This is a genomic window from Vibrio sp. R10-SF1-ISO8 (genome assembly GCF_059833805.1).
Window position 1 is genome coordinate 65,958 of record NZ_JCBDHL010000018.1, and the last position, 26,935, is coordinate 92,892.

General features: G+C 45.7%; 33 protein-coding genes. 8 read left to right on the plus strand and 25 right to left on the minus strand.

The genetic code is table 11. The features are described 5' to 3' along the window. Positions 1–3: 3 nt before the first annotated feature. Both bioF and bioB read right to left on the minus strand, forming a co-directional pair. Complete coding sequence (gene bioF, locus AC6R00_RS13575) at positions 4–1,146, minus strand: 8-amino-7-oxononanoate synthase (protein WP_500640742.1); 1,143 nt, start codon at positions 1,144–1,146, stop codon at positions 4–6. Then, entirely contained in the window at positions 1,133–2,185 is a 1,053-nt protein-coding gene (bioB, locus tag AC6R00_RS13580) for a biotin synthase BioB (protein ID WP_004746890.1), read from the minus strand. Before bioB ends, bioF begins: the two co-directional genes overlap by 14 nt. A gap of 132 nt (positions 2,186–2,317) precedes the next feature. Between bioB and bioA the strand changes: the two genes are divergently transcribed. Then, on the plus strand, positions 2,318–3,595 hold the full coding sequence (bioA, locus tag AC6R00_RS13585; protein WP_500640743.1) for an adenosylmethionine--8-amino-7-oxononanoate transaminase: 1,278 nt from the start codon (positions 2,318–2,320) through the stop codon (positions 3,593–3,595). A 76-nt stretch (positions 3,596–3,671) separates the two neighbouring features. On the opposite strand, the gene AC6R00_RS13590 is transcribed toward bioA, so the two are convergent. Together AC6R00_RS13590 and AC6R00_RS13595 are read right to left on the minus strand one after the other, a co-directional pair. Then, positions 3,672–4,349, minus strand: a complete 678-nt coding sequence (locus AC6R00_RS13590) for a YccT family protein (protein WP_500640744.1) — start codon at positions 4,347–4,349, stop codon at positions 3,672–3,674. 99 nt (positions 4,350–4,448) lie between these two features. Then, positions 4,449–5,429 (minus strand): porin, encoded by a 981-nt coding sequence (locus AC6R00_RS13595; RefSeq protein WP_500640745.1) that lies wholly within the window; start codon positions 5,427–5,429, stop codon positions 4,449–4,451. A gap of 516 nt (positions 5,430–5,945) precedes the next feature. On the opposite strand from AC6R00_RS13595, the gene dinG reads away from it, so the two are divergent. Genes dinG through AC6R00_RS13620 form a run of 5 tightly spaced genes read left to right on the plus strand, consistent with a single transcriptional unit; the run spans position 5,946 to position 10,702 of the window. Continuing rightward, a complete protein-coding gene (gene dinG, locus AC6R00_RS13600) occupies positions 5,946–8,018 on the plus strand; it encodes an ATP-dependent DNA helicase DinG (RefSeq protein ID WP_500640746.1) in 2,073 nt (690 codons plus the stop codon). A gap of 56 nt (positions 8,019–8,074) precedes the next feature. Next, positions 8,075–8,854, plus strand: coding sequence for a sulfite exporter TauE/SafE family protein (locus tag AC6R00_RS13605; protein WP_239826114.1), 780 nt, complete (start codon positions 8,075–8,077; stop codon positions 8,852–8,854). Between the two features lie 8 nt (positions 8,855–8,862). Further along, positions 8,863–9,411: a primosomal replication protein gene (locus AC6R00_RS13610; protein ID WP_004746906.1), complete on the plus strand. Its 549-nt coding sequence runs from the start codon at positions 8,863–8,865 to the stop codon at positions 9,409–9,411. Then, positions 9,411–9,581, plus strand: coding sequence for a pleiotropic regulatory protein RsmS (gene rsmS / locus AC6R00_RS13615; RefSeq protein WP_004746908.1), 171 nt, complete (start codon positions 9,411–9,413; stop codon positions 9,579–9,581). Before AC6R00_RS13610 ends, rsmS begins: the two co-directional genes overlap by 1 nt. Beyond that, on the plus strand, positions 9,569–10,702 hold the full coding sequence (locus tag AC6R00_RS13620) for a ribosomal protein uL16 3-hydroxylase (RefSeq protein ID WP_500640747.1): 1,134 nt from the start codon (positions 9,569–9,571) through the stop codon (positions 10,700–10,702). The genes rsmS and AC6R00_RS13620 overlap by 13 nt, the downstream gene beginning before the upstream one ends. A gap of 85 nt (positions 10,703–10,787) precedes the next feature. Here the strand turns inward: AC6R00_RS13620 and AC6R00_RS13625 are convergent, their stop codons facing one another. Further along, complete coding sequence (locus AC6R00_RS13625) at positions 10,788–12,905, minus strand: methyl-accepting chemotaxis protein (RefSeq protein WP_500640748.1); 2,118 nt, start codon at positions 12,903–12,905, stop codon at positions 10,788–10,790. 209 nt (positions 12,906–13,114) lie between these two features. Here AC6R00_RS13625 and xthA point away from each other — a divergent pair, with 209 nt between their 5' ends. Then, the gene (gene xthA / locus AC6R00_RS13630; protein ID WP_500640749.1) at positions 13,115–13,921 is read left to right on the plus strand and encodes an exodeoxyribonuclease III; all 807 of its coding nucleotides are present in this window, start codon (positions 13,115–13,117) and stop codon (positions 13,919–13,921) included. A 298-nt stretch (positions 13,922–14,219) separates the two neighbouring features. Here xthA and AC6R00_RS13635 read toward each other — a convergent pair whose 3' ends face one another. The 3 genes from AC6R00_RS13635 to AC6R00_RS13645 all read right to left on the minus strand — a co-directional run bounded on the left by AC6R00_RS13635 (position 14,220) and on the right by AC6R00_RS13645 (position 18,506). Further along, complete coding sequence (locus AC6R00_RS13635) at positions 14,220–14,972, minus strand: substrate-binding periplasmic protein (RefSeq protein ID WP_500640750.1); 753 nt, start codon at positions 14,970–14,972, stop codon at positions 14,220–14,222. Positions 14,973–15,170: 198 nt separating this feature from the next. Further along, on the minus strand, positions 15,171–16,373 hold the full coding sequence (fabV, locus tag AC6R00_RS13640; protein ID WP_239826119.1) for an enoyl-ACP reductase FabV: 1,203 nt from the start codon (positions 16,371–16,373) through the stop codon (positions 15,171–15,173). 387 nt (positions 16,374–16,760) lie between these two features. Beyond that, entirely contained in the window at positions 16,761–18,506 is a 1,746-nt protein-coding gene (locus AC6R00_RS13645; RefSeq protein WP_500640751.1) for a DUF7380 domain-containing protein, read from the minus strand. A gap of 285 nt (positions 18,507–18,791) precedes the next feature. Between AC6R00_RS13645 and AC6R00_RS13650 the strand changes: the two genes are divergently transcribed. Next, entirely contained in the window at positions 18,792–19,124 is a 333-nt protein-coding gene (locus tag AC6R00_RS13650) for a hypothetical protein (RefSeq protein WP_500640752.1), read from the plus strand. A 12-nt stretch (positions 19,125–19,136) separates the two neighbouring features. On the opposite strand, the gene AC6R00_RS13655 is transcribed toward AC6R00_RS13650, so the two are convergent. The 17 genes from AC6R00_RS13655 to AC6R00_RS13735 all read right to left on the minus strand — a co-directional run bounded on the left by AC6R00_RS13655 (position 19,137) and on the right by AC6R00_RS13735 (position 26,915). Beyond that, entirely contained in the window at positions 19,137–19,265 is a 129-nt protein-coding gene (locus AC6R00_RS13655) for a hypothetical protein (protein ID WP_500640753.1), read from the minus strand. Between the two features lie 109 nt (positions 19,266–19,374). Then, positions 19,375–19,791 carry a hypothetical protein gene (locus AC6R00_RS13660; RefSeq protein WP_500640754.1) on the minus strand — a complete coding sequence of 139 codons (417 nt, stop codon included), beginning with the start codon at positions 19,789–19,791 and terminating at the stop codon, positions 19,375–19,377. Beyond that, positions 19,791–20,216 carry a structural protein P5 gene (locus AC6R00_RS13665; RefSeq protein WP_500640755.1) on the minus strand — a complete coding sequence of 142 codons (426 nt, stop codon included), beginning with the start codon at positions 20,214–20,216 and terminating at the stop codon, positions 19,791–19,793. The genes AC6R00_RS13660 and AC6R00_RS13665 overlap by 1 nt, the downstream gene beginning before the upstream one ends. Before the next feature lie 82 nt (positions 20,217–20,298). Continuing rightward, complete coding sequence (locus AC6R00_RS13670; protein ID WP_500640756.1) at positions 20,299–21,177, minus strand: hypothetical protein; 879 nt, start codon at positions 21,175–21,177, stop codon at positions 20,299–20,301. 9 nt (positions 21,178–21,186) lie between these two features. Next, entirely contained in the window at positions 21,187–21,423 is a 237-nt protein-coding gene (locus tag AC6R00_RS13675) for a hypothetical protein (protein WP_500640757.1), read from the minus strand. Then, the gene (locus AC6R00_RS13680) at positions 21,420–22,073 is read right to left on the minus strand and encodes a hypothetical protein (RefSeq protein WP_500640758.1); all 654 of its coding nucleotides are present in this window, start codon (positions 22,071–22,073) and stop codon (positions 21,420–21,422) included. Before AC6R00_RS13680 ends, AC6R00_RS13675 begins: the two co-directional genes overlap by 4 nt. Positions 22,074–22,112: 39 nt before the next feature. Continuing rightward, the gene (locus AC6R00_RS13685) at positions 22,113–22,613 is read right to left on the minus strand and encodes a hypothetical protein (protein ID WP_500640759.1); all 501 of its coding nucleotides are present in this window, start codon (positions 22,611–22,613) and stop codon (positions 22,113–22,115) included. Then, complete coding sequence (locus tag AC6R00_RS13690; RefSeq protein ID WP_500640760.1) at positions 22,613–23,032, minus strand: hypothetical protein; 420 nt, start codon at positions 23,030–23,032, stop codon at positions 22,613–22,615. The genes AC6R00_RS13685 and AC6R00_RS13690 overlap by 1 nt, the downstream gene beginning before the upstream one ends. Continuing rightward, complete coding sequence (locus AC6R00_RS13695; RefSeq protein WP_500640761.1) at positions 23,020–23,220, minus strand: hypothetical protein; 201 nt, start codon at positions 23,218–23,220, stop codon at positions 23,020–23,022. Before AC6R00_RS13695 ends, AC6R00_RS13690 begins: the two co-directional genes overlap by 13 nt. Continuing rightward, positions 23,220–23,387, minus strand: a complete 168-nt coding sequence (locus tag AC6R00_RS13700) for a hypothetical protein (RefSeq protein ID WP_171383520.1) — start codon at positions 23,385–23,387, stop codon at positions 23,220–23,222. Before AC6R00_RS13700 ends, AC6R00_RS13695 begins: the two co-directional genes overlap by 1 nt. Before the next feature lie 11 nt (positions 23,388–23,398). After that, positions 23,399–23,704 carry an SH3 domain-containing protein gene (locus AC6R00_RS13705; RefSeq protein WP_171383519.1) on the minus strand — a complete coding sequence of 102 codons (306 nt, stop codon included), beginning with the start codon at positions 23,702–23,704 and terminating at the stop codon, positions 23,399–23,401. 10 nt (positions 23,705–23,714) lie between these two features. Further along, complete coding sequence (locus tag AC6R00_RS13710) at positions 23,715–24,608, minus strand: major capsid protein P2 (protein ID WP_171383518.1); 894 nt, start codon at positions 24,606–24,608, stop codon at positions 23,715–23,717. 47 nt (positions 24,609–24,655) lie between these two features. Then, on the minus strand, positions 24,656–24,835 hold the full coding sequence (locus AC6R00_RS13715; RefSeq protein WP_006880065.1) for a hypothetical protein: 180 nt from the start codon (positions 24,833–24,835) through the stop codon (positions 24,656–24,658). A gap of 139 nt (positions 24,836–24,974) precedes the next feature. Then, positions 24,975–25,631 carry a hypothetical protein gene (locus AC6R00_RS13720; protein WP_171383517.1) on the minus strand — a complete coding sequence of 219 codons (657 nt, stop codon included), beginning with the start codon at positions 25,629–25,631 and terminating at the stop codon, positions 24,975–24,977. After that, positions 25,612–26,049, minus strand: coding sequence for a hypothetical protein (locus AC6R00_RS13725; RefSeq protein ID WP_500640762.1), 438 nt, complete (start codon positions 26,047–26,049; stop codon positions 25,612–25,614). The genes AC6R00_RS13720 and AC6R00_RS13725 overlap by 20 nt, the downstream gene beginning before the upstream one ends. Next, positions 26,042–26,662 carry a hypothetical protein gene (locus AC6R00_RS13730; RefSeq protein ID WP_500640763.1) on the minus strand — a complete coding sequence of 207 codons (621 nt, stop codon included), beginning with the start codon at positions 26,660–26,662 and terminating at the stop codon, positions 26,042–26,044. The genes AC6R00_RS13725 and AC6R00_RS13730 overlap by 8 nt, the downstream gene beginning before the upstream one ends. Continuing rightward, complete coding sequence (locus tag AC6R00_RS13735; RefSeq protein ID WP_500640764.1) at positions 26,655–26,915, minus strand: hypothetical protein; 261 nt, start codon at positions 26,913–26,915, stop codon at positions 26,655–26,657. The genes AC6R00_RS13730 and AC6R00_RS13735 overlap by 8 nt, the downstream gene beginning before the upstream one ends. Positions 26,916–26,935 lie beyond the last annotated feature (20 nt).

The following is a 26,935-nucleotide window of genomic DNA, read 5'->3' on the forward strand; positions in this document are numbered from 1 at the left end:
AACTTACACTCCTTTCACTGCTTGCTTGAGTGCATCAGCCAATTTGATGACATCTTGCTTATCATGTTTAGTGCTGAGAGTAATTCTCAACCTTGCGCTGCCTGTCGGTACTGTTGGTGGACGAATTGCCGTCACCCAGAAACCCTGATCGCGAAGCTGCTTTGATACACTTGTAGCTTTGTCAGCAGAGCCCAATATGAAAGGCTTTATTGGGGTAATCGTCTCTCTGTAACCTTCACATCCATGAAGTTGCTCATCAAAGCATCGAGATAGCTCAGCGAGTTTTTCTCTTCGCCACTCTTGTGTCTCAATCATTTCTGTTGCTTTTTTTAGTGCTATTGCTTGAGAAGGAGGAATCGCCGTTGAGTAAACGTGATGTTTAGCAAACTGGGTTAAATAGTCTCCAACCGAGTTGCTACACATAATCGCCGCTCCCGAGAGTCCAAACGCTTTACCAAAGGTAACCACCAATATCTCAGGTTGGATCCCAGCATAGTCACAACTGCCCTTCCCTTTGTTGCCCAATACTCCTACACCGTGAGCATCATCAACCGCTAGCCAAGCGTTTTGTACAATGGCCGATTTAATCGCCTTAAGCGGAGAAAGATCACCATCCATGCTAAACACACCTTCAGTCACGACCAAGGCACTCTGAGTAAGTAAGGTTTTTAAGTGTGTAACGTCATTGTGCTTGAAGCGCTTCATCGTTGCGGGAGAAAGCATACCTGCCTCAATTAACGAAGCATGGTTTAACTTATCTTGCAGTAGGAGATCGTCTTTCTTAAGCAATGTAAACAGTAGCGCTTGATTGGCAGAAAAACCTGACCCAAACAATATTGCTCGCTTAAATCCAAGCCAGCGACACAAGGTCTCTTCAAGCTTTTTGTGCGCAGAACTAAAACCGGTGACGAGTGGAGACGCACCACTCCCATTGCCATATATGTCGAGCCCTTCTTGCCATGCCTTAGTTAGCTCCTTATCTGAAGCTAAGCCAAGATAGTCATTACTGGAGAAGTTTAGATACTCTTGATCATCGTGGGTTAAGCTGGCGGTGTTATTTGACTCTACAGCCTTAAGCGAGCGAGTTAAGCCCTTAGCTTTTCGCTCACTAAGGGCAGAATCAATACGTTGCTCAAACACTTGCATCGTAGAATAGGTCGTCTTTAGTTGGTCTCGCCGCAACACGCTCTACAACGCGATCAAGAAGATCATTCTCTTCAATTTCATCAGGTTTTTGAGAAACTTCCTGGCTGTTAATACCAAGCTTGTTAAATAGCTGCATATCTTTATCTTCTGACGGGTTTGGCGTTGTCAGCAATTTGCAGCCATAGAAAACCGAGTTAGCGCCAGCCATAAAGCACAACGCCTGCATCTGCTCATTCATGTTTTCACGACCAGCCGAAAGACGAACAGCAGAGCCAGGCATCATGATACGTGCAATCGCGATTAGGCGAATAAAGTCGAATGGCTCAACATCATCAACCTCTTCTAGTGGTGTACCTTTCACTTTGACAAGCATGTTAATTGGCACACTTTCAGGGTGAGTAGGCAGATTCGCAAGCTCTACCAATAGACCTGCTCTATCATTAGCACTCTCACCCATACCAATAATGCCTCCAGAACAAATCTTCATTCCTGCATCACGCACATGCGAAAGCGTATCAAGACGATCTTGGTAAGTACGCGTGGTGATGATGCTGCCATAAAACTCAGGTGAGGTATCTAGGTTATGGTTGTAATAGTCTAAACCTGCATCCGCAAGTGATTTTGCTTGGTCAGAGGTTAGCATACCCAGTGTCATACAGGTCTCTAGACCCATCCCTTTGACACCTTTGATCATTTCAGTCAGGTGCGGCATGTCACGCTCTTTTGGGTTCTTCCACGCTGCGCCCATACAAAAACGCGTCGAACCTGCGCTTTTCGCTTTTTGAGCGGCATCGAGCACGCGTTCCACTTCCATTAAGCGTTCTTTTTCAATATCTGTGGTGTAACGGGCACTTTGCGGGCAGTATTTACAATCCTCTGGACAAGCACCTGTTTTAATAGAAAGCAACGTACTGACTTGTACATGGTTATGTTGTTGATATTGACGATGAACCAATTGCGCTTCGAACAACAGATCCATAAATGGTTTTTCCATAAGGCCGCGAACTTGCTCAATAGTCCAGTTATGACGTACTTCCACGTGCTTTCCTTTGATTATTGTTGGTTTGATTACTTGGCTAGTCTACTGACACCATGTAGACTGTCAACACAACAAAAAATCAAAAGTTTACATTTGGTTATCTTTTAATCGATCAGATTTCAGGAACTGGACATGGATCTCGCTTTCGACCGCCGTCATATATGGCATCCTTATACTTCAACGTTAACACCTCTGACCTGCTACCCTGTGACATCAGCAAAAGGGGTTCACTTACAACTTGAAGATGGAAAACAGCTCGTAGACGGTATGTCTTCTTGGTGGTCGGCAATACATGGCTATAATCATCCTCACCTCAATGCAGCAGCTCATACTCAGATTGATAAAGTGTCCCATGTTATGTTTGGCGGGATCACGCATGATCCTGCAATCAATTTGTGTAAAAAATTACTCTCATTTGCGCCAAGTAATTTACAGCATGTGTTCCTCGCAGACTCAGGGTCAGTCGCGGTTGAAGTCAGCTTAAAAATGGCACTGCAATATTGGCATGCGAAGGGTGAATCTCGACCTAAATTCTTAACCCTGCGTGACGGTTATCATGGCGATACATTTGCCGCAATGTCAGTCACCGATCCAGATAATTCCATGCACTCTCTGTACAAGGGCTTCTTACCTGAGCACATTTTTGCTACTTCACCCAAAACAGGCTTCTGGCAAGATTGGGATCAAAGCGATCTTGATCACTTTAGGTCTAAGATCTCTCAGCACCACAAAGAGATTGCTGCCGTCATCATAGAGCCGATTGTTCAGGGTGCCGGGGGAATGCGAATTTATCACCCAGAGTTCCTTAAAGGTGTACGAGAGCTGTGCGATCAATTTGGGGTGTTGTTGATTCTCGATGAAATCGCAACGGGATTTGGACGCACAGGCAAAATGTTTGCTTGCGAGCATGCAGAAATTCAGCCTGACATTTTATGTGTAGGCAAAGCATTAACCAGTGGTTATATGACGCTTTCAGCAACGCTAGCCTCAAGTGAAGTAGCAAATACCGTTTGCGGAGGTGAAGCGGGCTGCTTTATGCATGGCCCGACCTTTATGGGTAACCCACTAGCCTGCGCCGTCGCCACTGCGAGTATGGAGCTGCTAGAGAGCAATGAATGGCAAAGCCAAACCAGCCAAATTGAACAGCTGTTTTCAGAACTACTGCCTCAACTAAAAAAATATCAATTAGTTAAAGATGTTCGTTGGTTAGGTGCCATCGGTGTCGTTGAGACAACAGCCCCAGTCAATATGGAAAAGATCCAAGCGCTATTTGTTGAGGAAGGTGTGTGGATTCGTCCATTTGGCAAGCTTATCTATATGATGCCACCTTATATCAGTGAGCCAGAGCATATCGAGAAGCTAGTCTCTGCCATAGAGTCTGCCCTCAACGACCCAGAGTGTTTTAGTTAGTTGTTTGTTTTACTCTCGCAAAAACAAAACAGGCTTCCAATTGGAAGCCTGTTTTAGATTCAATTCTTTGTGATCATTACTCTTGGTCAATCATCCAACGACGGAACGCTTTACGCTCTTCTTTAGATGATTTTAGGTACCAAGCTTTTAGCTGTTCCACATTGCTAGTCGCCACTGGCTTAGCCGAAGAGGTTTTCTCTACTGTACTTGAAGTAGACGTCACAGCAGCCGTCGTTGCAGCTACGGCAATAGCTTGGGCTTCAACAGGCTTGTCGATAAGTTGGCCGTTGTTGAAGTAAATACCCCTTTGACTATTGTGCTTTTCAATGAGCTCAGCCATACCACCGTAAGGAATAAAACCACCTTTTCCTTCCAGCATAACTTGCTCGTGATTTAGAGCATTACCATCTTCTGTCACAATCCATTTAGGGTTAGACTCAAACACCCTTTCTGCTTCCACACGGCTACGTGCTTTAGGGTGGTTAATTACGACTTTGTCACCATCCGCTGTAAAGGAAATCACATAAGGCTTAGAAGTAAACACGTCACTGCTAGAACCACGGGACATATCTTTGTCCATACGCACCACCACTTGATTAAAGCCTGGTTCAATGTGGTTTTCAGAAATTTTACTTTCAGCAGGCTCCCCGTTTATATAAAGAATAGACACCCCTGATTTTGGAGCTAGGGTAGCTGCTTGCGCTGCACCTGTCATCAAACCTATAGACACAGCAATTACAAAGCACTTCTTCATAAATATTCCTTAATTTCTAGAAAGTAAGCTATTTTTACATTAGGACAATAAAAAAGCCACCCGAAGGTGGCTTTAAACAATATTTTAGCTTAGTTCATCTTAGAAAGAAGCTTCAACACCGATTGCTAGACCTAGGTTGTCATCTACGTCTTTCTGGTCAAGACCACCAACTTCAGCGTACAGTTTAGTGTTAGGAGCTACGCCGTATGTAGTGTTCACAAACCATAGGTCTTTTTCTTGAGCTTTGTCGTCGTGGTCACCGATAGAGTAGCCAGCCGCAAAGCCCCATTTACCCATAGTGTAATCTGCTGCAAATGCAACAACGTTGTTGTCGTCTTTATCAAGGTCAGAAGATACTGCGTAGTATGCAATCGCTAGATTAACATTTTCGATACCACTGAACACAAGTTCAGTACCAAAACCACTATGGTCTTTTGCAGTTGCAGTTTCAGTTTCAACACTGTATTGAGAAGCGAAAACAGAGATATCAAAGTTGTCTAAACCACGGAAACCAGCACGGCCATCGTAGTAAGTGTCACCGTTACCGTCTGCAACTGTGTCTTTAGTGTTGCTTAGGAAAGTGTTCTCAATTTTGTTTTGAACGTAACCTAGAGTTGCGTAGAAGTCGCCATTGTCAAAGTCGTAACGAACAGCTTCATCTGAACACTCATCAGTCGCGTTGTCTAGGAATGTAGAAATACCGAACGCTTCATCAGAACCGATACCTAGGTCATCAACTGCAGTACATAGGCGACCGAACTTGATTGAACCGTAAGTGTCATGGTAAGCAGCTACGTAAGTATCGCCGTTACGAGTGATTTCAGAGTTAGTTTTCTTTGAACCGTTGAATTCCCAGTAAGCACCAACTGCCCACGCGTCGTTCACAGTGTAGCGAACGTCAAAACCGAAGTCAGCATCTTCGATCTTTTGCTTCATTGAGCTGTCTGTCGTTGTGTTGCTGTATACAACTTCGATGTCACCTTTTAGAGTAACTGATACGTCGTCTTGGTTGTATAGTTCGATACCAGCTTGAGCCGAAGCCGCCGCTAGAACTGAAAGAGCTACTAGAGTCTTTTTCATAATAATCCACTGCCTTTTCTATAGAATGGGAATTCCTTGTCCGGTTCCCTTTATGTTTTTTGATGATGATTCCAATCTCTTAATGGTCGGATATCATCGCCACTTAATTTCGGGGTCTAGATTGCAAAAGATTACGCGACGTGTCAAATAATCTAAAAAACTTTGATAAAAAAACATAAAAACCATACTTATCAATAATTTACAGATTTTCAAGGTTAAATTTCGAGCGACATCATGGTTTAATGACGACTTTGTTAGTTTCTTCTGTTAAAACTAATTTTAGATTTTTATCCTGCAAGCATTGTCACAGATAGAATCTGACAAAATAATTAACTACAAAAGCAAAACCATTGGCGTGATATATTTTTTACATTTAGAATTAATTGTAAGTACCTGAAGGTTCAGTTTTTTTTTGTGAACAAGATCCACATTTGATTAATAAGGATTCTATTTCGTGAACTAAGTAGTACTTAGAGAACTGTGCTATGATGCGACACCCGCAATATAGGTCACAGTATGCTAACCAGTAAAATTCAACAATCCATTCGTACCAGTTATCAAAACCTGCAGTCACAGCTAGAAAACTTTGTACCTCGTCGAGCTCAGAACTATCTTGTTGCGGAGATAGCAAAAACATTGTGTGGCGAATATCACAAATCGACACGGATGATTGTCGCTGAAGCGGGCACTGGAATTGGCAAATCTCTCTCTTATTTAATGGCGACGATTCCCGTTGCTGTGCTCAATAATCGTAAAGTGGTTATTTCAACCGCGACTGTCGCGCTTCAAGAGCAATTGGTTGGAAAAGATCTGCCTCTATATAGAAGGCTCACAGACCGAGAGTTTTCATTTATCTTGGCAAAAGGTCGCCAACGCTATTGTTGTGCTGAGAAACTGGCTTCAGCGAGTGGCGTTGATGGCGGTCAGCTTGCCATGTTTGAATCGAAACCGAAGAAGAAAGACATTGAGCTACTCGAAACCATGTATAAGTCACTGGCTCAAGGTAAGTGGGATGGTGATCGCGACAGTTGGCCCAAGCCAATCAAAGATGAGATCTGGCAATTGATAGTCAGTGATAAGCACAGCTGTAACCTTAGTATGCCTGCTCATAGAGACTGCCCGTTTCAAAAGGCGCGTTCTGAGCTTGATAAAGCCGATGTCATCATTGCTAACCATAGCTTGGTCATGGCGGACGCAGATCTTGGCGGCGGTGTCATTCTGCCAGAACCAGAAAACACCATTTATGTTTTTGATGAAGCCCACCATCTACCGCACGTTGCCCGTGACCATTCTTCTGCGGCAGCGAGTCTTAAAGGCGCTGCGAGTTGGCTTGAAAGACTTAATCAATCGGTGACCAAGTTTGCCAATATGGCTGACGAAAAGAGAGTCGCTCGATTTAGAAATGAATTACAAGATTCTGTTCAACAGCTCATTCCTTCATTGAGCCAACTAGCAACGCGCTTTGACTCGTCTTATTTTGAAGAGAACATCTATCGTTTTGAAAATGGAGAATTGCCGAACTGGCTTGAAGAAGAGGCCAAAGAGCTGAAAAAACTCTCCCAAAAAGGTGCACAAGCAGTAGCCAAGGTCGCGGACCTTATCTCAGAGCGAGTTAAAGATGGCGAACTTGCTAACCGACTTGCAGAGCCTGCTTTAGCAGAATTAGGCTTCTACATTCAACGCATGGATAACCTCGCGCAAGTTTGGAATCTGATGGCTGAGCCATTGAGAGAGAAAGGCGCTCCACTTGCCCGTTGGCTAGAAGTAAGCCCAGAGCGTGAAGGTGATTTTGTGGTCAATGTTTCTCCGCTCGAAGTTGGTTGGCAACTTGACCAACAAATATGGAGCCGCTGCGTCGGAGCCGTGCTTACATCCGCTACCATGCGAGCACTTAATTCCTTTAGCTTTTTCTGCCGTCAAGCAGGCGTGAGTGAAAAGGCAGAAGATGGCGTTAGGTTCCTCGCGCTGGCTTCTCCGTTTGACTATCAAAACCAAGCAGAGCTACATGTACCAAAAATGTCCTGTGAACCTTCTGCGCCAAAGTTTACTGAACAGCTGATCGAAAAACTGCCTGAACTGATTGAAAGTAATAAGGCAAACCTCGTTCTGTTCTCTTCTTATTGGCAGATGAACCAAGTGGCCGACGCCCTCTCAACAGATTTCGTAAAAAGAGGATGGGGCTTGCAGGTACAAGGGAAAGAGTCGCGCTCAGAAATACTAAAAAAACATAAAACACTGGTTCAGTGCAAAAAAACGAGCGTTCTTTTTGGTACTGGGAGCTTCTCTGAAGGGCTAGATTTGCCAGGAGAGCTATTAGAAAACTTGATTATCACTAAGATACCTTTCGCTGTTCCTACTTCCCCTGTTGAGCAAGCTCACGCGGAATACATAGAAAGTCGCGGCGGGAATCCGTTTATGCAAATCACTGTGCCAGAGGCAAGCAAAAAGTTGATTCAGTCGGTCGGTCGTTTGCTGCGTAAAGAGCGTGATTCTGGTAAAGTCATCATCCTTGATCGAAGAGTAGTGACTAAACGTTACGGCAGCGCGTTATTAGACTCACTCCCTCCGTTTAAACGTATTATTGAATAACAGAGGTCAACAGGCCTACTCCCACTCTATATATAGAATTAAAGAAGAATAACTATATGGAATTTTTTGAGCCAACCATGTTGTTGGTTTTGGCACTTGTCGCTTTCTTAGCAGGATTTATCGATGCAGTTGCAGGTGGTGGCGGAATGCTTACCGTACCAGCGCTATTGTCCTTGGGGTTACCTCCGCATATTGCGTTAGGTACCAACAAGCTTGCGGCTACATTTGCATCATCAACTGCCGCATTTACCTACTATCGTAAAAAGTTGTTTAAGCCCCAATGTTGGGTGCGTGCGTTTGTTGCCACTTTAATTGGTGCCATATTAGGTACTCTGTTTGTTGATCTGATCAGTACCCAGTGGCTAGAAAAAATATTGCCATTGGTCATTCTTGCTGCAGCGATTTACACCATTTGGCACAAAACGCCAAGTAATGTGAACAATGAGTCACCACAACCCTGCCCCGTCTTAAACAAAAAACAATATGCTCAGGGATTAACGCTTGGATTCTATGACGGTGTAGCTGGCCCGGGTACAGGCGCATTTTGGACAGTCAGTTCAATGGCACTGTATCGACTCAATATTTTGCTCGCTTCTGGCTTAGCCAAGGCGATGAATTTCACCAGTAACTTCACTTCTTTAGTCACCTTCGCGATACTTGGACATATAGATTGGGTACTTGGTTTGACAATGGGTGTGTGCTTAATGGCAGGCGCATTTGTTGGCGCACACTCTGCAATACGCTTTGGCGCAAAATTCATTCGCCCTGTTTTTGTTACTGTCGTCAGTATCCTTGCAGTAAAACTCGCTTACGAAGCTTGGTTTGTTAACCTTTAGGCACATTTATGAGTAAAGTTAAGCAGTTACAATCAACGCTTGAACAACTCGCCATCAACGCTGCGGCTCTTGACCGACAGCGTGGTGAGCACCATCTCGCCCTTTTTGACGAGCGGCTGTTTCGGTGTAAAGCCAAGTTGCTCGTTCCATGCGTCAAAGAAACTCAGTCGACTCTAGACAGTATCATTCGCGAAGAAGATGCAGGAAAGCTAACGGCGATGCGTGCCGAGTATCTGACTGAACGTTTGCTAGCTCAGATCAGTGCTATTCAGCGAGAACTTGCCACCACAACTATTCGTAAGAACGAGCCTAAGCACAGCAGCTATTTTAGAAAGCCGATCAATGAGCTCTACCAACATTTGGCACAGCACCAAGAATGGGAGCGACGTCTAATGGAGATGGTACGCGATAAAGAACTTGCGCTTCAATATGCTCCACCTTTTCAGCAACAGTCTGCCCAACAAGCGCTAATGGCCACAGAGCAGCGACTGCAACGCTGCCAAGAGGCCAAACTCAAAATAGAAAAGCAAATTACCTACAGAGAGAGAAATCAGTAATGTCTTCGTCGAACTCAGGATTAGATAACGCACCGGATGAAATCAAACTTGCGGTTGATCTTATCTACCTTTTAGAAAGTAATGAGGTTGATCCTAAAGTCGCGCTCGAAGCCATCAAGATTGTCCAAGCAGATTTAGAAAGTAAGTTGGAGAATTCATGTACCAACTAAGCTTTGATCTTAAGAGTTTTCTCGCTGAGTTCTGGCACAAGAAGCCAACAGTCATTAAAGGTGGCTTTACCGACTTTATTGATCCTATTTCTCCTGATGAGTTAGCTGGCCTCGCGATGGAAGAGGAAGTAGATTCGCGCTTCATCACCAACAAAAATAACAATTGGACAGCGCAACATGGGCCGTTTGCTGAATCTCACTTCGAATCTTTAGATGAGTCACATTGGCAGTTGGTTGTACAAGCGTGTAACCATTGGCACTTGGGTTCAGCTGAATTGATTGAACCTTTCAAACCGTTACCTAACTGGTTATTTGATGACTTAATGGTTTGCTTCTCAGCACCTAAAGGGGGCGTTGGTCCCCATATCGACCAATATGACGTTTTCATTATTCAAGGTAGTGGTAAACGTCATTGGCGAGTTGGCGATAAAGACGTTGGCCAATACAAAGAGTCGATTCAAGCAGGTGCTTTAAGACAAATTGAAGGGTTTGATACGATTATTGATGAGATTTTAGAACCCGGCGACATTCTTTATATTCCGCCTGGTTTCCCTCATGAGGGAGACACGCTTGAACCAAGCATGAGCTACTCTATCGGCTATCGTTCACCGAAAGAGCAAGAGCTGCTCAGTAACTTTGCCGATTATGTCTTGGCGCATGATATGGGTGATGTTCATCTACACAACCCAAATATGAAACCCCAAGCAAGTTATGGCGAAATCTTATCTTCAGATACGGAGTTGCTTACTAACATGCTAAAGAATGCTTTAAGTTCTGATGCTGATATTAAGCAGTTCTTAGGTGCCATGCTCAGTCAATCTCGCCACCAGCTTGACGTTATTGAGCCAGAAGAGTTACTGACCCCATCGGAGGTTTTCGAGCACCTTGATGCTTCGGGCACACTGCGTAAAGTATCGGGAGTTCGCGCTTTATATCATCAGCAAGCTGCTGATACAGCCTATATTAACGGTGAAGCTTTCCAAGTCAGTGAAAAGTGGCTGCTTGATGCGTTATGTAATCATGAATGCATTGATATTCATTCTTTTACCAATGTGACCGATGAGCAGGCAGTGAGCCTTCTTACTGAGCTTGTCAACAAAGGCTATTGGTATCTCGATTAACTCGCTAATTGACGCTAAGCACTGATACAAAAAGGGTTTCGTACAACGAAACCCTTTTTTATTTTTAACGGTGAGAATCCATTATCTAAACTTTAAACTGATTCACCAACTGCTGCTGCTTATCAGACAGATCGGCAATTTGAGTACTCACCATCTCTGACTCTTCAGCTTGCGTGAGGATCTGTGCGCTCAAATCTCGGATATTGCTAACACTTTGGTTAACCTCTGCTGAAACCGATTGTTGTTCTTCAGCGGCCTTAACGATTTGAGTGTTCATATCATTGATAGACGCGATGGCTTCAAAGATCTGACCCAGCTCTTTGGCCGCACTTTGAACTTGAGCAGCGGAATCATTGGCAAGGTCGTTACCATCTTGAATCGCTTGAACCACATCTCGCGTGCCGTTTTGCACGTTTTCGATCACCTGCCTAATTTCACCAACGGATTCTTGAGTTCGGCTCGCAAGATTACGAACTTCGTCGGCAACGACCGCAAAGCCACGACCTTGATCACCTGCCCTTGCCGCCTCAATAGCGGCATTAAGTGCTAACAAATTCGTTTGCTCTGACACACCTTCGATCACCGATAAAATCTCGGTGATATTGGCGTTGTTTGCCGCGAGTTCTTCTACAACAGGAACCGCTGCTGTCATACGTTCCACCAAACGCAGCATTTCTTGTTGAGACTTGTCTATCACATCTTGACCAGATGCAGCCGCTTCATTTGCTTTTTCAGCTTCTCTTACTGCAATTTCTGCATTTTGAACCACTAAGCCCGCCGTTTGTGTCATCTCTTCAGATGCCGTTGCTACTAAATCAACTTCTTTAAACTGCGAGTCGCTACTGGTGCGAGTTTGCTGCGCGGCAACTCGCGACTGTTGGGTTGTTGTTCCTACTTGAATCGTCGTATCGACAACTTCACTGATAATTGATTGCAGTTTATCTAAGAAGCGGTTGAAACCGATCGCGAGCTGTCCTATTTCATCTTGCGACTTTACATCTAAGCGTTGGGTTAAATCCCCTTCACCTGAAGCGATATCATCTAAGCGTGCAACCACTTCTCGAATTGGCTTCACTAAACGCGAGGCAGAGAAGGCAATCGTAGCAAGACCAAGCACCACAAGCACAATACCTGCGATAAGCTCTGTCGTCACACTCGACTCGACTTGCTGGCTGATTATCTCATCTAGAGCCTCTGCATCTGCAAGCACACTAGAGCGAGGCAGATCAAATAGCACACCCCAAGTCTGATTCGCGACCATAATTGGTGCAAAAACATTAAGCCACTGGCCGTCTTCACTCCACTGTGTCTGAACAGATTGCCCAAACAATAGGTCAGTTAACTTATCCGGAGAAACAATATCACTCACAAATGGCTGGCCGACCGCACTAGATGGATTATCACTGGCGATCAATGAACCATCCAAACTGATCAGATTGACGTTACCACTACCGGAAAACAGCTGTTGATCAGAGTTAACGACAATCCCTGACAGACCATCTAATCGCAGGTCGATGCCAAAGAAACCAATTGTTGTATCATCAATCAAGAGTGGAATTGAAATTGAACTGGTTAAGAATGCCCCACCATCTTGAGTGACTACTCTTGGCGTGGTGATACAGGTATCACCCGATGCTAATGGGCAGTAGAAACGCTCACTGTTGGTTGAGTCTTCTAATACGGCTTCAGATAAAACACTCGAAACAATGTTCTCACCGTTTTGCGCTGTCATCCAATATGGTGCAAATCGACCAATTTCATTGGAACCAACATACTCAGCGTCAACATAGTTACTGTCTTCGTTATCAAGCATATTGGGCCTAAACACCAAGTAGGCACCTTGTACACTCTCAAAATCTATAACCGCTCTGCGTACCATCTCATCCAATGCGGTTCGCAGCTCCTCACTATCACCAAAGTTTTCTTCACTTAGGTTCTTTTGAAACATCACGCTAGATGCGAGCATCTCTGCTCGGTACAAAGCTTCATTTAGAAACTCTGAAACTTGCGTTGCATTAAGCAAGGCGCGAGTCTCTACAATCTGTTCTGACTTGTCGATAACAGACTTTGAACTCTGCTGTTTGATCTGGTGTTGATTAGAAATCGCGTTATAAACGGAAAAGCCAATCAAAGAAAGGGAAGTAACAAGCAGGCAAAAACCTGCTAGGAGTGTGATTTTCCACTGCACTGATAACGTTCGCATAATACATCCTTATAGCAAACTCGGTGTTTCAAATAGACAAATTAATTAATAAGTATCCTTGGAATTACACCATAAACGAAGTAGATATCAATCGAAAGTTTAAAAAAATGTTAAATACTGCCAAGTCCGTTCATCGCCTTCGCCGCGACTGAAAATTGATGCTAGTATTGCCTTACAAAAATTCGAACAGCCACAAGCAAGGAACGGAAATGAAAGTTATCTCTTTCAATATCAACGGTCTTCGTGCCCGCCTTCATCAACTACAAGCCGTGATCGATAAGCATCAACCTGACGTTATCGGCCTACAAGAAATCAAAGTTCACGACGAAGCCTTCCCCCTAGAAGATGTGGAAGCGATGGGTTACAAGGTTTACTACCATGGGCAAAAAGCACATTACGGCGTGGCTATGCTGTGTAAGAAAGAGCCTATCTCAGTTCAAAAAGGTTTCCCGACCGATAACGAAGATCATCAAAAGCGTATGATCATGGTGACGTTAGAAGATGACAATGGTGAAAAAGTCACGGTACTCAATGGCTACTTCCCACAAGGCGATAACATCAACCACGAAACCAAGTTTCCGTATAAGCGTCAGTTTTATAAAGACTTGATGACTTACCTCAACGATCATCACAACAATGATGAACAGCTTATCGTTATGGGTGACATTAACATCAGCCCAATTGACGCAGACATCGGCATTGGCGAACCAAACCGTAAGCGTTGGCTGAAAAGCGGTAAGTGTTCGTTCCAACCGGAAGAGCGCGAATGGTTGAAGACATTATTAGACTGGGGCTTTGTCGACACTTTCCGTCAAATCCACCCAGATGTGAACGATCGTTTCTCGTGGTTCGATTACCGCTCAAAAGGGTTCCCAGACAACCGTGGCCTACGTATCGATGTGGTTCTCGCTACACCGAAGCTTGCGGAGAAATGTTTCGAGTCAGATATTGACTACGAATTGCGTGGTATCGAAAAACCTTCTGATCACGCACCGATTTGGTCGACGTTTAAGTAGCGAGAAGCGAGAAGCGAGAAGCGAGAAGCGAGAAGCGAGAAGCGAGAAGCGAGAAGCGAGAAGCGAGAAGCGAGAAGCGAGAAAAAATTAAAGGGTTGGCACAATGTGTCAACCCTGTGTTTTTTATGTCATCCCCGAGAGGGAGGCAAGACTGAGTTGGGGACCTCTTCAAGCAAGTAGATAACTGATTGAGATTCCCTACTCGCTCCTTCGTCACTCTATGGAATGACCGAGTAATGCACGGGGTTCATCTCGAAGGACGAAGTCCGCTCTCGGAACGAAGCGTTCTGAACACGCCTCAATCAACCGCTTTAATCCCATACTTGACTTGCAGTTGACTAACCTGTTCCGCGTGGGTGATTAAGTATTGATTAAAATCACTGATTAGACTTGGGTTGTTGATGTTCGAAAGGTGATAACTGCCACCGACAGACTCGAGCAACCAGGTATTCACATCCAAACTAATACTTTGATCCATTTGTGACAGCAGAAATTGTCCAACGCTGCGATCCATTACCACCCCTTGAACCCTGCCTTTAAACACCATCTCTAACAGTAACTCGGGATTATCTGCTTCAAGCACTTTTAGCTGACCACTTTCAATTACCTCAGAGAGTTTCCTGGGAGTCATGCCCCTTACGATACCCAGCTTGTTAAAGTTAGCCAGCCGTAGGTCTTTATCTTTCTGCTGCACGTACATGACTTCCTCGAGTTCAATCACAGGTGTTGAATAATTGATTTGGTAGCCGACTCTCGACTCAATATTCCATAAGTCGCTATCAGGAAACTTGGCATCAATTTCACCGCTATAAAACTTCTTATATAAGCGATTAATCGGCAATGCCAAATAGTCCACTTTATAGCCATAGGCCTGCCCAAAATTATTGAGAAGTTCTGGCACGTAGCCGGAATAGGAATCCATCGATTTATCGTAGGCGTAGAGGGGATAATAGTTGATGTTCTCGATGCCGATTGTGATCGATTTTGCGTAGCAGCTTAAAGACAAGAAAATAGATAATAACAATCCAACTGCCCGTGAGCCTTTCATCATCGTCTATGCTCTCCAGCGACTAATACCTGCAGTAATTATAGACTCAAAACGCTTTCCACCAGTTTAAATCGAAATACATTCCCCTCAGCAACAAAAAGCCGATGTATTCACATCGGCTTTTAGTTAATTCTAGTTATCGAGATTTCTAAGAGCGAAACGTTCCAGCTCTCCAAAAGGCGGAACGTTGTTCATTCTCTATCAAATCGCGATGAAATCTGCTTTGTAATCTGGGTTTACGTCAGCTTCGTAATCTACGCCTTCAACACCAAAGCCGAATAGCTTCAAGAACTCTTCTTTGTACTCAACGTAGTCAGTCAGCTCTTTTAGGTTTTCAGATGTGATTTGAGGCCATAGGTCACGACAGTGTTGCTGAATGTCGTCACGTAGTTCCCAGTCATCTAAACGTAGACGGTTTTTGTCGTCCACTTGTGGTGCACTGCCGTCTTCTTTGTATAGACGCTCACTGAACATACGGAAGATCTGTTCCATACAGCCTTCATGTACACCTTCAGCACGCATCTTCTTAAATACCATAGCGATGTATAGTGGCATTACAGGAATAGCAGAACTTGCTTGAGTTACAACAGACTTAAGTACTGCAACATTCGCCGTACCACCTGTTGCCGAAAGCTTATCGTTAAGAGCTGTTGCAGCGCGGTCTAGGTCCATCTTCGCTTTACCTAGCGCACCATCCCAGTAGATTGGCCAAGTCAGTTCAGTACCAATGTAGCTGTATGCAACCGTCTTACAACCGTCAGCTAATACGCCAGCTTCAGATAGAGCGTTGATCCAAAGTTCCCAATCTTCACCGCCCATTACAGTAACAGTGTCTTTGATCTCTTCTTCAGTTGCCGGCTCTACGCTTGCTTCAATGATCACGTCTTTGTTGGTATCAACCGCTGTAGAAGTGTAAGTCTCACCGATTGGCTTAAGTGATGAACGGATTAGTTCACCAGTTTCTGGCATCTTACGTACTGGAGAAGCCAGTGAGTAAACTACCATATCAATCTGACCAAGGTCTTCTTTGATCAATTCGATTGTCTTTTCTTTCGCTTCGTTAGAGAACGCATCGCCATTTAGGCTCTTTGCGTACAAACCTTCTTCACGAGCAAGCTTTTCAAACGCTACAGAGTTGTAGAAACCCGCTGTGCCAGGTTTTTTCTCTGTGCCTTCTTTCTCAAAGAAAACACCGATAGTTGAAGCACCGCCACCAAATGCCGCAGCGATACGAGAAGATAGACCGTAGCCACTTGAAGCACCAACAACAAGTACACGCTTAGGTGCATCTTTGATTGGGCCTTGCGCTTTTGTGTAAGCAATTTGTTCTTTTACGTTAGCTTCACAACCCACTGGATGCGTTGTAGTACAGATAAATCCACGAATTCTAGGTTTGATGATCATATTCAACTTCCTTTAAAAAACCCCGCTAGGATAAAAGGTTCATCTAAAGATCGCATCTAATTTCTGTAAAAATGTCGCGAAAATGTAAGTGGTTGGAGCACTTTCAGCGGCTATCGAGATCTTTAGCAAAAAAGAAAGGCACCATAAGGTGCCTTTTTATAACCTCTAAGCCTTTGTTTTAAAACAACTTAAAATTACAAACGACCCAATAAAGACCACAAAAATTAATGTACTTGTAGCTATTTAAATCTAATTAATAGTGTTTTTAGCACAAGTGACTTTCCTCGGATAAAAAAGACTTCCACGAGATCCAAACAGCATTCAAAGTGAGATATGTCATTAAAAAACCGCTCAAAAGGGGGCTAATCCAAAGTTGAGTTATCTATACTATTTACACAAAGACTCAACTATCATCTTCAATGTAAACCACCAAGCATATACCGCTTGATAAGTCTCTCCATCGTCATCATCGAATAGTCCATGAGCAACTTCATTTCGATAATTCGCCCCTTCACTTTCAGTAAAAATTGCTTTTAGTTCAAAAGCACGTAGCTTTCCGAATATATTAACAACTTCGGGTTTATCCAGAAGCGACCCCAACCCTATATGCTCCTCAATACCATTTTCATCAAGTCTCGTTACATGGACACCATGCTCTCTTAGCTTGAAGCGAACCATACTTTCAACTTGAGGACAAAGGATGTGTAAAGCACCTGTAAAGTCATATTCAAACCCTAACCACAAGCCAAGCCCAACTATTTTTTCTCGTTTATCTGAAATTAAAGGAGACTCTCTACAAAGGAACTCGAGTAGTTCTCGTGCAACACAGTGCTCTGACAAAAGTTTTTGTATCGCAGGGAAAATAGATACTCTTGAGTGAAAGCTGACTCGAAACATGTAGCTTTCAATCATTTCTGAATATATGTCTTCCTTAATTCCATTTTTTGCGATGACCCGACCATCACGAGAAGTCCTAACCGTAGATACCAAATGTTTAATTACACCCTTTCTCAAAGACTCAGAAGCTTCTACTTCGAGCTCTTCATAGCTATTACAGATATTAAAACCCGTAAGTGCTCCCACTGCGGCTTCAGTAGAAAGCCTGCCTGAGACATGAAGCATTGCCTTTTCGACTTCATCTGACACATCAGGCATAGGAATATTAACCGCCGCCATCTCATTCAGCATCTGACGACCTGATTCCGCTACTTTATGTAATAAACGGTCTATTGAAGTATTAACCTCTCGGCTATCTCTATCTTTGTTAGGAATTTTTCGATACGCCTGAATGGCTCTCTCATAAAAAGAATTCGCCGCCATGCTAGAATCACGAGATCTAGAATCCCCTTGTAACTCATAGCACTCCGCAAACGAAACTAAGTGATCAATATATGCTTCACGATCAACCCGTTCGCATATATCTGCTGATAACTCAAAATAACTTCGTGCCTGAAAAAAGTCCCCGTTATCTTTAAAGTGCTCTGCGACATCAATCAGTCTAGAGACTGTGCCCTTTACTCTATCTGAAGCACCTTCTGTCCGAAAAAGAATCTTTACCAATCTGAGTATTAAAAAATTGTATTCACTATCATCTTTCGCCATGCGATCTAAGATACGTTCAGCCAAACTATCATTTCGAACTGTGTCTCGAATCTGCAATGATAAACGTATAGCCCTTTCCCATTCATGCTCTTGCGTTATAAACCATTTATCTTCGTCAATATCGTCCTGTGTAAAACAGTCAATAGCCAAACGAGCCCACTCTATATTTCTCTTACCTCTAGTCCAAATCCACAAGATATCTGCTAATCTTGCACGTAAAATTCTGTCATCAATTAATGGAAGTATTGAGTCAAAAAACTCTAGTTCTATCGGCTCAAAAAGTAGTGGGGTACGTGTACCTGTTGCTACATTAGTTGTATATGGATTGTTGACATTCCACGACTCTCGTAGATTAAGTTCCAAGGCTTTTTGGAGCATGTTTAGAACACTTTTCCTCAACTCATCAGATTCTGAATTAATCGCGTCAGACAAATAAAAATAGTATGAATGTTCATATTCAGGCTCTATTTTATATTTTTTATCCCACTCTAAAGAACAAAACGCTTCCAAGTATTCATCCAGCACAGTCATATACACACCTAAAATTCAACAACTTACCGTACATTCACACGATTAAACAAAAAAATCAAATTCTCCTTAGTCGCCTTACAGCACAAAACGCCCACATCTTTTGGGGTTTATTATTATTCATATTTACGTGTTTTACTTTTAGTTGCTGTTCCATCACAATCAATACGATTAACAACTGTTTAGAAAGAACTTTTTCTATTCCTCAGGACAACTGTACTAAAATTAGTTATAGAAAGAGACACGTATAGATTTTATAAAACACAACTACTACAAAGGCTTAAAGGGATGGAAAATATAGGACTGATATTCTTTGAACTGCTTTTGATTGCAGCTCCATTCATCATTCGTTATCTGGTCGTTGAAGAGGTGATCAACATTAAAACGGCAAAAGTCGTTGCCTCTTTGCTGCTTCTTTTATTGCTCGGTGAGATGGTTGTAAGTTTCTCTATCGTTATGGGTTTCATAGATGTGCCGTTAGCTAATCGCTCATTGCTAATAGGGTATGAAATTTGGAACACGCTGCTTTCAACTGCACTGTTAGGTATGTATGGTTTGTTTCTTCTCGAAACCCTGCCCAACTTGGATAACCAAATAAAGAAAAAAGAAAAACCGCTATAGAGCGGTTTTTTATTACTTACGTTTTCTTATTTTACGTTTGGTTGTCGTGCCTTTTGCTTTGACCACGCCACCACCTTTCTTGAATCGGTAGCCTTTCTTTAGTGTGCCGTTTGCCTTTAAACCAGTTTTACGTGCTGCCATTACGCTGCTCCTTTTGTTTCTAATATCGTGACCCGTGTATGAAGCTTAAATAGCCCCACCAAAATTAAAATTGTGTTGCCGTCTAAACCCAGCGCTTGAATAACTTCCATCAATATCCCCGCTTAACCAGTAAGCGATACACCAAGGATTTAAAGCCGAGCGTGTAGATAATCGATGCTGCTACCACATACTGAAACCAAACGGGCATCGTCGCTAAGCTCTTAACCCCTGCAACCGCATGAGGCTGCAAGTCAGGAATAAAGCACGACCACACCACCGCCCAGATAGAGATAATCACAAAGTCATCTAACCACCCGATTTGCTTGAGCGTGATGGCGTCAAGCTCTGCCATTGAGCGCTCACCTTGCGCCAGATTGTTTTCGCGCTGTTTGTTCTCTTCGCGTTTGGCTTGCACCGCTTCTCGCGCAGCAATGGACTTTTCCTTTACCGCTTCCGCCTTGCCCTGAACCCAAGATTTAGCCAAGGAAAAGCCGCCTGTAATGAGTGAGATAATCGGGAGTGCCATCAGACTGCAATCCCCGCCATCTGCGCGCCAAGATTCACCGTTTCACGGTCAAGGTACTTACCATTTTCATGCTTAATCATGTGATAAAGCAGCTCTGGAATGTCTGACTCTAGAATAGGCTCATAAGGACTCACACCCAGTTTATGCGCGACATGTTCAGCGTAAGCGTTCGTGTCGTTCTCCACCGATGGCGCCCAGCGGTCAACAATGCCGTAGACGGTGCGCAGCCCGTAGAAGTTCATGTAATTGCGAACCAGTTTCGCTGCTGCTCGAATGCCCCACTTTTTCGATTTGAACGTCGCAAAGCGCGGATTAGACACGCCCTTTTCCATGCCTGTTTGACCGTCCCATTGATTCGATGGGTTGTAGTCAATGTTTAGAGGGTTGTTGTTACGAAAGCCGCGAGGCTCTGTTGTTTTACTCATGATGACACCTGCCGTTATTAGTAGGAGTGCCAGCGCGATAATTTTTGTCTGTGTGGCCATAAACACCCCAATAGATTGAAAATCAGTTCACTTGAGCGCCCGCAAAAGCGCCAGTAACCAGAATTGTTATTTTTGATTTGCCGTCGATGGCATAGCCACCCCGACCGCCATTAGCGCCACTTGGACGAATTAAGCCCGTATTGCCCCAAGAGGCTGAGAATTGCGCCGTGCTTTGACCTGCTTCACCGTGGCGACCACCGCGCCCGCCATACACACCCCAAATGACCGTAGCACCATTGCCTAAGATGGTAGGGGCACCACCATTCCCGTGACTCTCTAAAGAGCCATTCGAGCCGCGTTGTCCACCATTGCCACCCGAGGCACCAGAGCCGCTACCTGCTCCGCCACCACCGCCACCGCCTGCTCCAGTCATCGTGAAGGCGCTACCCGGTGACAAGAAAGCCGAGCCACCCGCACCACCACCGCCGCCACCAAGAATGCGCCCGTGATTGCGCAAAATTAGCGGGTTCGCCGTGCGAACATACAGCGCTGTTCCCCCTGCGCCGCCATGACCGCCACGCGTTGAGCCCGTGCCGCCTTTCCCGCCTTGACCGCCCTTACCAATAATGGAGCCCCAGTTATTGATGACGACGTTTTTCCCTGTGAACGCGTTGCCCACATTGAAAGCCGCAACCGCAGAAGTGCTAGAAGACATCACCACACCCGACTTGATGTTGACCTCAATCTCTTCAACATCAGGAATGGTATTGCCGAGCGCCGCAAACAGGTTGTAGTTGACCTGATTGCTGCTGATATCAACCACAAGCTTGCGGTTGTAGGTCAGCACCCATTGACCATTGACCTTGTGAAATACCCGCTTGGCAAAGTGCCACAAACCATTGTGTTTTATGGCGGGTTTACCTTGCTGCCAATGCCCCTCAACTTTGACTAAATTATCCAAGCCCCACCCCTAATAGACGTAAAACACATCGCCGTCTTTCCCCACGTCACTGGTTGGCGTTTCTGTCCCACTGTGCACCTTGGCAAGCTTCGACATTTCGATGTTTGTCCAGTTAACCTTGTTGTTGACGAGGCTGACCGCTTTCTCACTCGCCGCCACATCCGAGCGATTACCCGCAATCTGATCACTCAAAGCGACTTGCTCTGGAAACTCGATTTTGAAAGGCGGTGGAATAATCTGACTCATGCCGTCACCTCGCTTACATACAGCTCACAGTTAGGCGGAATCAAGACCTCAAGACTTGCCCCGTTTGACAGAATAAAGCCGCCGTCCGGTCGCAATGGGTAGCCGCGATTTTCATAGCCGCCCAGCCAGATAATCCCTTGATTGTTCGGCGCCGCATGGAGCAGCAGTTCTTTACGGCGATTGTTGGCGGAAATCGTGCCCGTTTGCGTCATGGTGTCGTGCGCCACATAGCTGAGGTTTGGCTCTGACACTTCGACCACATGCACCTTTTGCACGTCTTTTGCTTCAGGCATATTGACCACTCTCACCGCTTGCTCTGACGGTAAGTTGCTGACTTCCACGCTCATGCTTTGGTCGTCCGGTAGCGTGACAGGTTGAGCGCCAAGAAAACGCACGCCCACTTCACTCACTTCTAGGTCAGCACTGATATTGAGCTTTGACCCGTCCACACCCGCCGTAAAAGGCACGTCGGAAATGAGCAGAGCAATATCCCCGTCTAGCCCCTGCTGAGTAATCACGAGCTCGGTAAACTCGCTTTCCACGTCAAATGTAAAGCCGCGATAAATATCCATTGAGCGACCGTTCGCTATCACCTGAATCTCATCACCTTTATCTAGATAGATATAACGACCTGTGACACTTGCCGTCACCGTGGCGCCATTCGTTAAATATTGCTCGTACTTCATTGTTTATTTCCCTCGCCGCATCGCCATGAGTGCAATAATCAGCATCATTGCGCCGATGACATACAACGCGACTTTTTGCGTTTCCAGAACGTCGCTTGCGCCGCCTGTGTTGTTGCTCTTGACCGTGGATTGAATGCCTTTTAACAAAGCCGCATTGCTCGAATTTTGATTGCTCTGAATGTTGGCTAACGTATCTAAGGACTTATTGTTCGATTCGGTTAACTTGGTTAACGCGTCCTGACTCAGCAGCAAACTGTTATCAAGCGCCGTTTCGGTGATGTCCTCATAGTTATCGAACGCTTCTTTCGTCACGGTCACATTGCTATCCAGCGCGTGTTTCGTGGTCTCTCCCGCCGTTTTCACGGCATCATTGACCGAATCAAAGCCCTCATCCGCAATGTTGTTAGCAAAGTCAAAGCTTGCTTGAATCGCACCACCGTCTAAGACGTTGTTAACCGTAGTATTGGTGGTAGTACTGGCTTGAGAACTCTTAGAACCCGACATTAGTCACCCCCTAAGTTGACGCGATACACGCCATGCGACGGGTCGTTATCCCACCCCTGTACACGCTCAGGTTTCCAACCGCCAATCACTCGCAGAATCAACAACTCGCGACGACTGCTTTCGTCGATGTGAAAGCGGATAGACTTCGCCCCTGCACGCTTGGCACCATCAAAGAAGGTTTGCGCCCACTGCTTAAGACCGCGACCAATCGACGCCATCCACACCACTTCGTAATCGTGCTCATTGACCATTTCAACGCGGGTAATGATTTGTAAATCCCCCGCCTGATACACTTCACCATTGCCCTTGTTGACGAACATTTTCAGCTCTTCAATGATGATGGGCGCAAAGCCCGCATCGGCAAAACGCTGCTCAAGCTCTGGCGTCCAATTGACTTTTTTAGGCGTTACTTTTTCCATAGCAAAATCACCAATAGCGCAACCAAAGCCAACACCGCATAGAGCTGATAGTTTGGCGCTTGCTTAAACGATGACGTGCCGTTGTTAAACGTCACATTGCCAACGCCGCCGCCCTTAAAATCGCCATTCTTCGCGCTTGAGCTAGAGCTGTTGGAGTAGCCACCGCCACCGCTTAACATGTCCATCATTAGATAAGCCCTCGCTTTTTCGCCCAGAGATAGGCAAGCCCTAACACCACAAGGTAGACCCAAGGCGGGACGCGAAACGCATCGCCGCCCGTGACTGCCTCAACCGTAGATTTGGTACCCCACCAACCCACGCCCACACCCGCAACCAACGGAATCAGTAAAGGCATTGTTGACCCCCTTACTTACTTTTCAGCACAGAGAACAGCAGAAACACAGCCACCAGAACCCCGCCGCCAATCAGCATCATTTTGCGCTGCTCGGCGTCCTTTTCACGCTGATAGGCAAGCTGCTCGGTTTGCAGCTCAATGCGCGCTTGCTCGGTCTTGGTGGCGTTTTCGTTTTTCACTTTTTCCACTGCTGCCGCGTCTTGCTGCGCCTTGGCTTGCTCGTTAGCGGTCACGTTGCCGTACACGTCTTTACCGAAATCAAGCGCATCACCAAAGAAGCCGCCCACTGAATCGCTGATACCTTCATACCAAGCCATATCAGCCCCCTTAATCGCTCAGTTGTGCTTCGACTTCGAGCAGTTCAACGAAGAACTCAACTTCACCCGTGGTGCGCTTATCAAGCTCTAGCTTTAAGCTGTTCAGCGCGGCAGGAATAAACGCGGTATCGTTCGCCCAACCCAGCTCAACAAAGTCAATCCAAAAGCCCGCTGACGGCGGCAACTTGTCCCCGTAGCGCTTTTGGTTGTAGCGCAAGTCTTCCACCGAGATTTCACGCTCAATCGCGTTATCACGCTTAATCGTCACCTTGGTGATGTCGTCGTTTTCGGTGCGCACAAAGATACGGCGAATGCGGTTATTGATACCCGCAAATGGGAAGTCATGTTTTTGCGCACCGACCAGTGAATGCGTCACTGAAGTGTGCAAAAACTTGATTTGGTCAAAGCGCACCGTTTGAGCGCTGCTGACACGCGCCGTCGCATGAAAGCTCGGCATATCAGGGTCACCGCTTGCTTTCGCTTTCACCTGTACTTTCAAAATCAGACGCTCACCGTCGAGCATGACCAGCTCACCGCGACGAATGCCAAGCAGTGTTTTTAAGTTTTCGTCTGCAAAGTCGATGGTTAAACGCGTTTGCGCTGCCCCATCCACACCCTTAAGCTGCGTTGGATTCTTCAAATACGCATCACGCATCTGGAAGAACTCCGCTGGAACACCAAACACTTCACGACCATCACGCTCTAGAGACACACGCCCCAAGCGTTTAAGCGGTAAATCGACCTTTACGCAGATAGACGAATACGTGTAGAGGTCGGTGATATCCAAAACCGCTTCTTTGCCATACGGCAAGCCGTTTCGAAACGGTTGCAGGTCAATCTGACGAACGTCATAAACGCCCTTAGTCTGAACGCGCGCCGCTTGCTCTTTTTGTGGAGTTGCCATTTCGTTACTCTCTTGTTAGTTAAACCCAGTGACACAACGCTTACGCGTTAGTCGTCCAGACCAATCTGGTCAGCGACATCTTCAAGCGCAGACACGTTATGAATCGCATACATCAGCGCAAACACGACCACGACTGCCACAGCAACGACTTTCCATTGCCCTTTAGTGATACCGAACATATTTTCAAACCCTTTTCCGATTAAGGTATTAAACCCAATTTTCCACATATAACCCCCGCCACCATTGGCTTGAGGCTTATTAGATAACCACGGCGAGACGCGTAAAAAAAGGGCACAAAAAAACCTATAGGTCTGAGACCTATAGGTTTAATTAGCGTCTAAATTGTGATCTGTTTAACGCAACTTTTTAACCCCTTGCGCCTTGTAATTTGCCGTAAATGGCAGGTTTGCCCGTTTCTTTAAAATAGTAGTGCCAACCTTTTAAATTCTTGATGTCCGTAACAGGCACATCAATCTGCTTACTCCACCACTCCGCTTCAGAGGAATTGTCGACTTTGCCTATCCATTTGTAACGAGATAGGTTAGTGACCACCTTGGGTACATCTTGCGGACGCTGAAACAGCGCGTGCATCACAAGCCCAAACTGACGACCACCGCGCCACAGCTCACCCACGCGCCCATCAATCGCCCTTGGCGTGACGGAAGCGGCAAGCTCTTCAATCACGGTATGCAGCTCTTTGTTGCCATCTGCCACCGCCCACAGAATTTCCGCGAACAAAATCAGCTCTTTCTTGCCATACACCCCACACAGCGACACGACAAACGGCTTTTTCTGGTTCATCAGCTTATGCAAAGTGACCGCGAACTCTTTTAGGGAATAGGTTTTGATGACGGGCTTGCGCCCGAGTTTGTGATACGCGTTGTAAGGGTCAAAAATGGCGATGCGGTTTTGTTTGCGCAGTACATCCGACTTATGGATGGCGGTCGTCTTACCGCCGCCCGTAGTAGCAGAGTAAAGCGTGTGCTTGGCTTCCAGCTCTCTGCTATTTTTTGCCATCCTCACCCCCTTCTGGCGCCACTGGCTTGCGCTTCATTTCCTTAACCGACATCCACATTGAAAAGCCCAGAATCGCCACAGCAAACAACGCTTGCCCCTCTTCTTTGTAATCCCCAAGTAAGCCAACAATACCGCCGTCATACTTGTTCAGTACGGGCGTGAAGTTATTCACGATAACGGCTTTTTTCTTATCCGGTAGGGCGTAATCTTCATTGATGAAGCTCTTAAACCCCGCCTCAATCATTTCAATCATCCACTCGGCGGTCATTTCTCCCTTAGCCCCTGAGTAGTCCTGTTTCGCCTCTTCCTCCTGCTCCGCTTCCGGTTGTGGCGTTGGCTCAATCGCTTCAAGGTCTGCGATTAACTCAGGGCTGAAATCCAAGCCATTGAGATCAAACTCTTGCTCTAGTGCTGCCTCACTCATTGGCTTTCACCTCTTGTTTGGCTTGCGCTTCGACCGCTTTGCGCTTGCTGCGCTTGATTAGGCAGTAACCACCGACAGAGACCAGTAGCAAAACGGCAAGCAGCACGAACAGCCATATCGCGCCGCCACGCTCTTGCGGCTTTTTTGCTTCGGCTTCCTCATCCACCACCTGCTGCGAGTCGTTGTCGATAGTCACCGACTCCTGCCCTGGCATGTCCGTTTTATCCTGCTGAGGGGGTGCGACTTCGAGCACCTCCCCCTCTAGAGGCTCACTGTCTTCAAGCAAAGAGGTTTGCACCTCTTCGACCACACCGTTGACCTTTACCTCATACAAAGCAGGATTTTCCGTCCACTTGTTCGCGGCAAGTTGCTCTTGCTCGGCGCTCACATCCACATCAAAACGCTCGGCGTAAGCCTCAAGCGTAGGCGCGTAATTCTGCTTAATGTGCTCTTTGGTCGCACTGGCTTGAATGGTTTTGTTGCAGCCACCGCAAGACAGATACGGCGTGTTGGCGCGTCGTCCGCCACTTGGAAAGTGCACCACCGCTAAAGTGCTGCACTCCGAGCATGGCACATAGCCTGTAATTGGTTTGTTCGCGGAGACTTTAAGCATTGGTCGCCGCCTCCATCTTCGCCGCCACTTTTTCCGCGACATCACGAAGTCTCGCGCTTAGCGTCTGGTACTCGGCTAAGTCACTGAATAGGCTTTCAGGCAAACCCAGCGCCTCAAGATTTAGCCCACCACCGCTAAAGACTTTCATCAACGACATAGGGTTAAAATCTCCCTTACCTTGAAAGCTCTCTAAAGCCTGTTGAATGTTCGCTTCTAGCTCTTTGTGACGTGTTGTGATTTGAATTAAGTTCATGGATAAAATCCCCTGTCTCT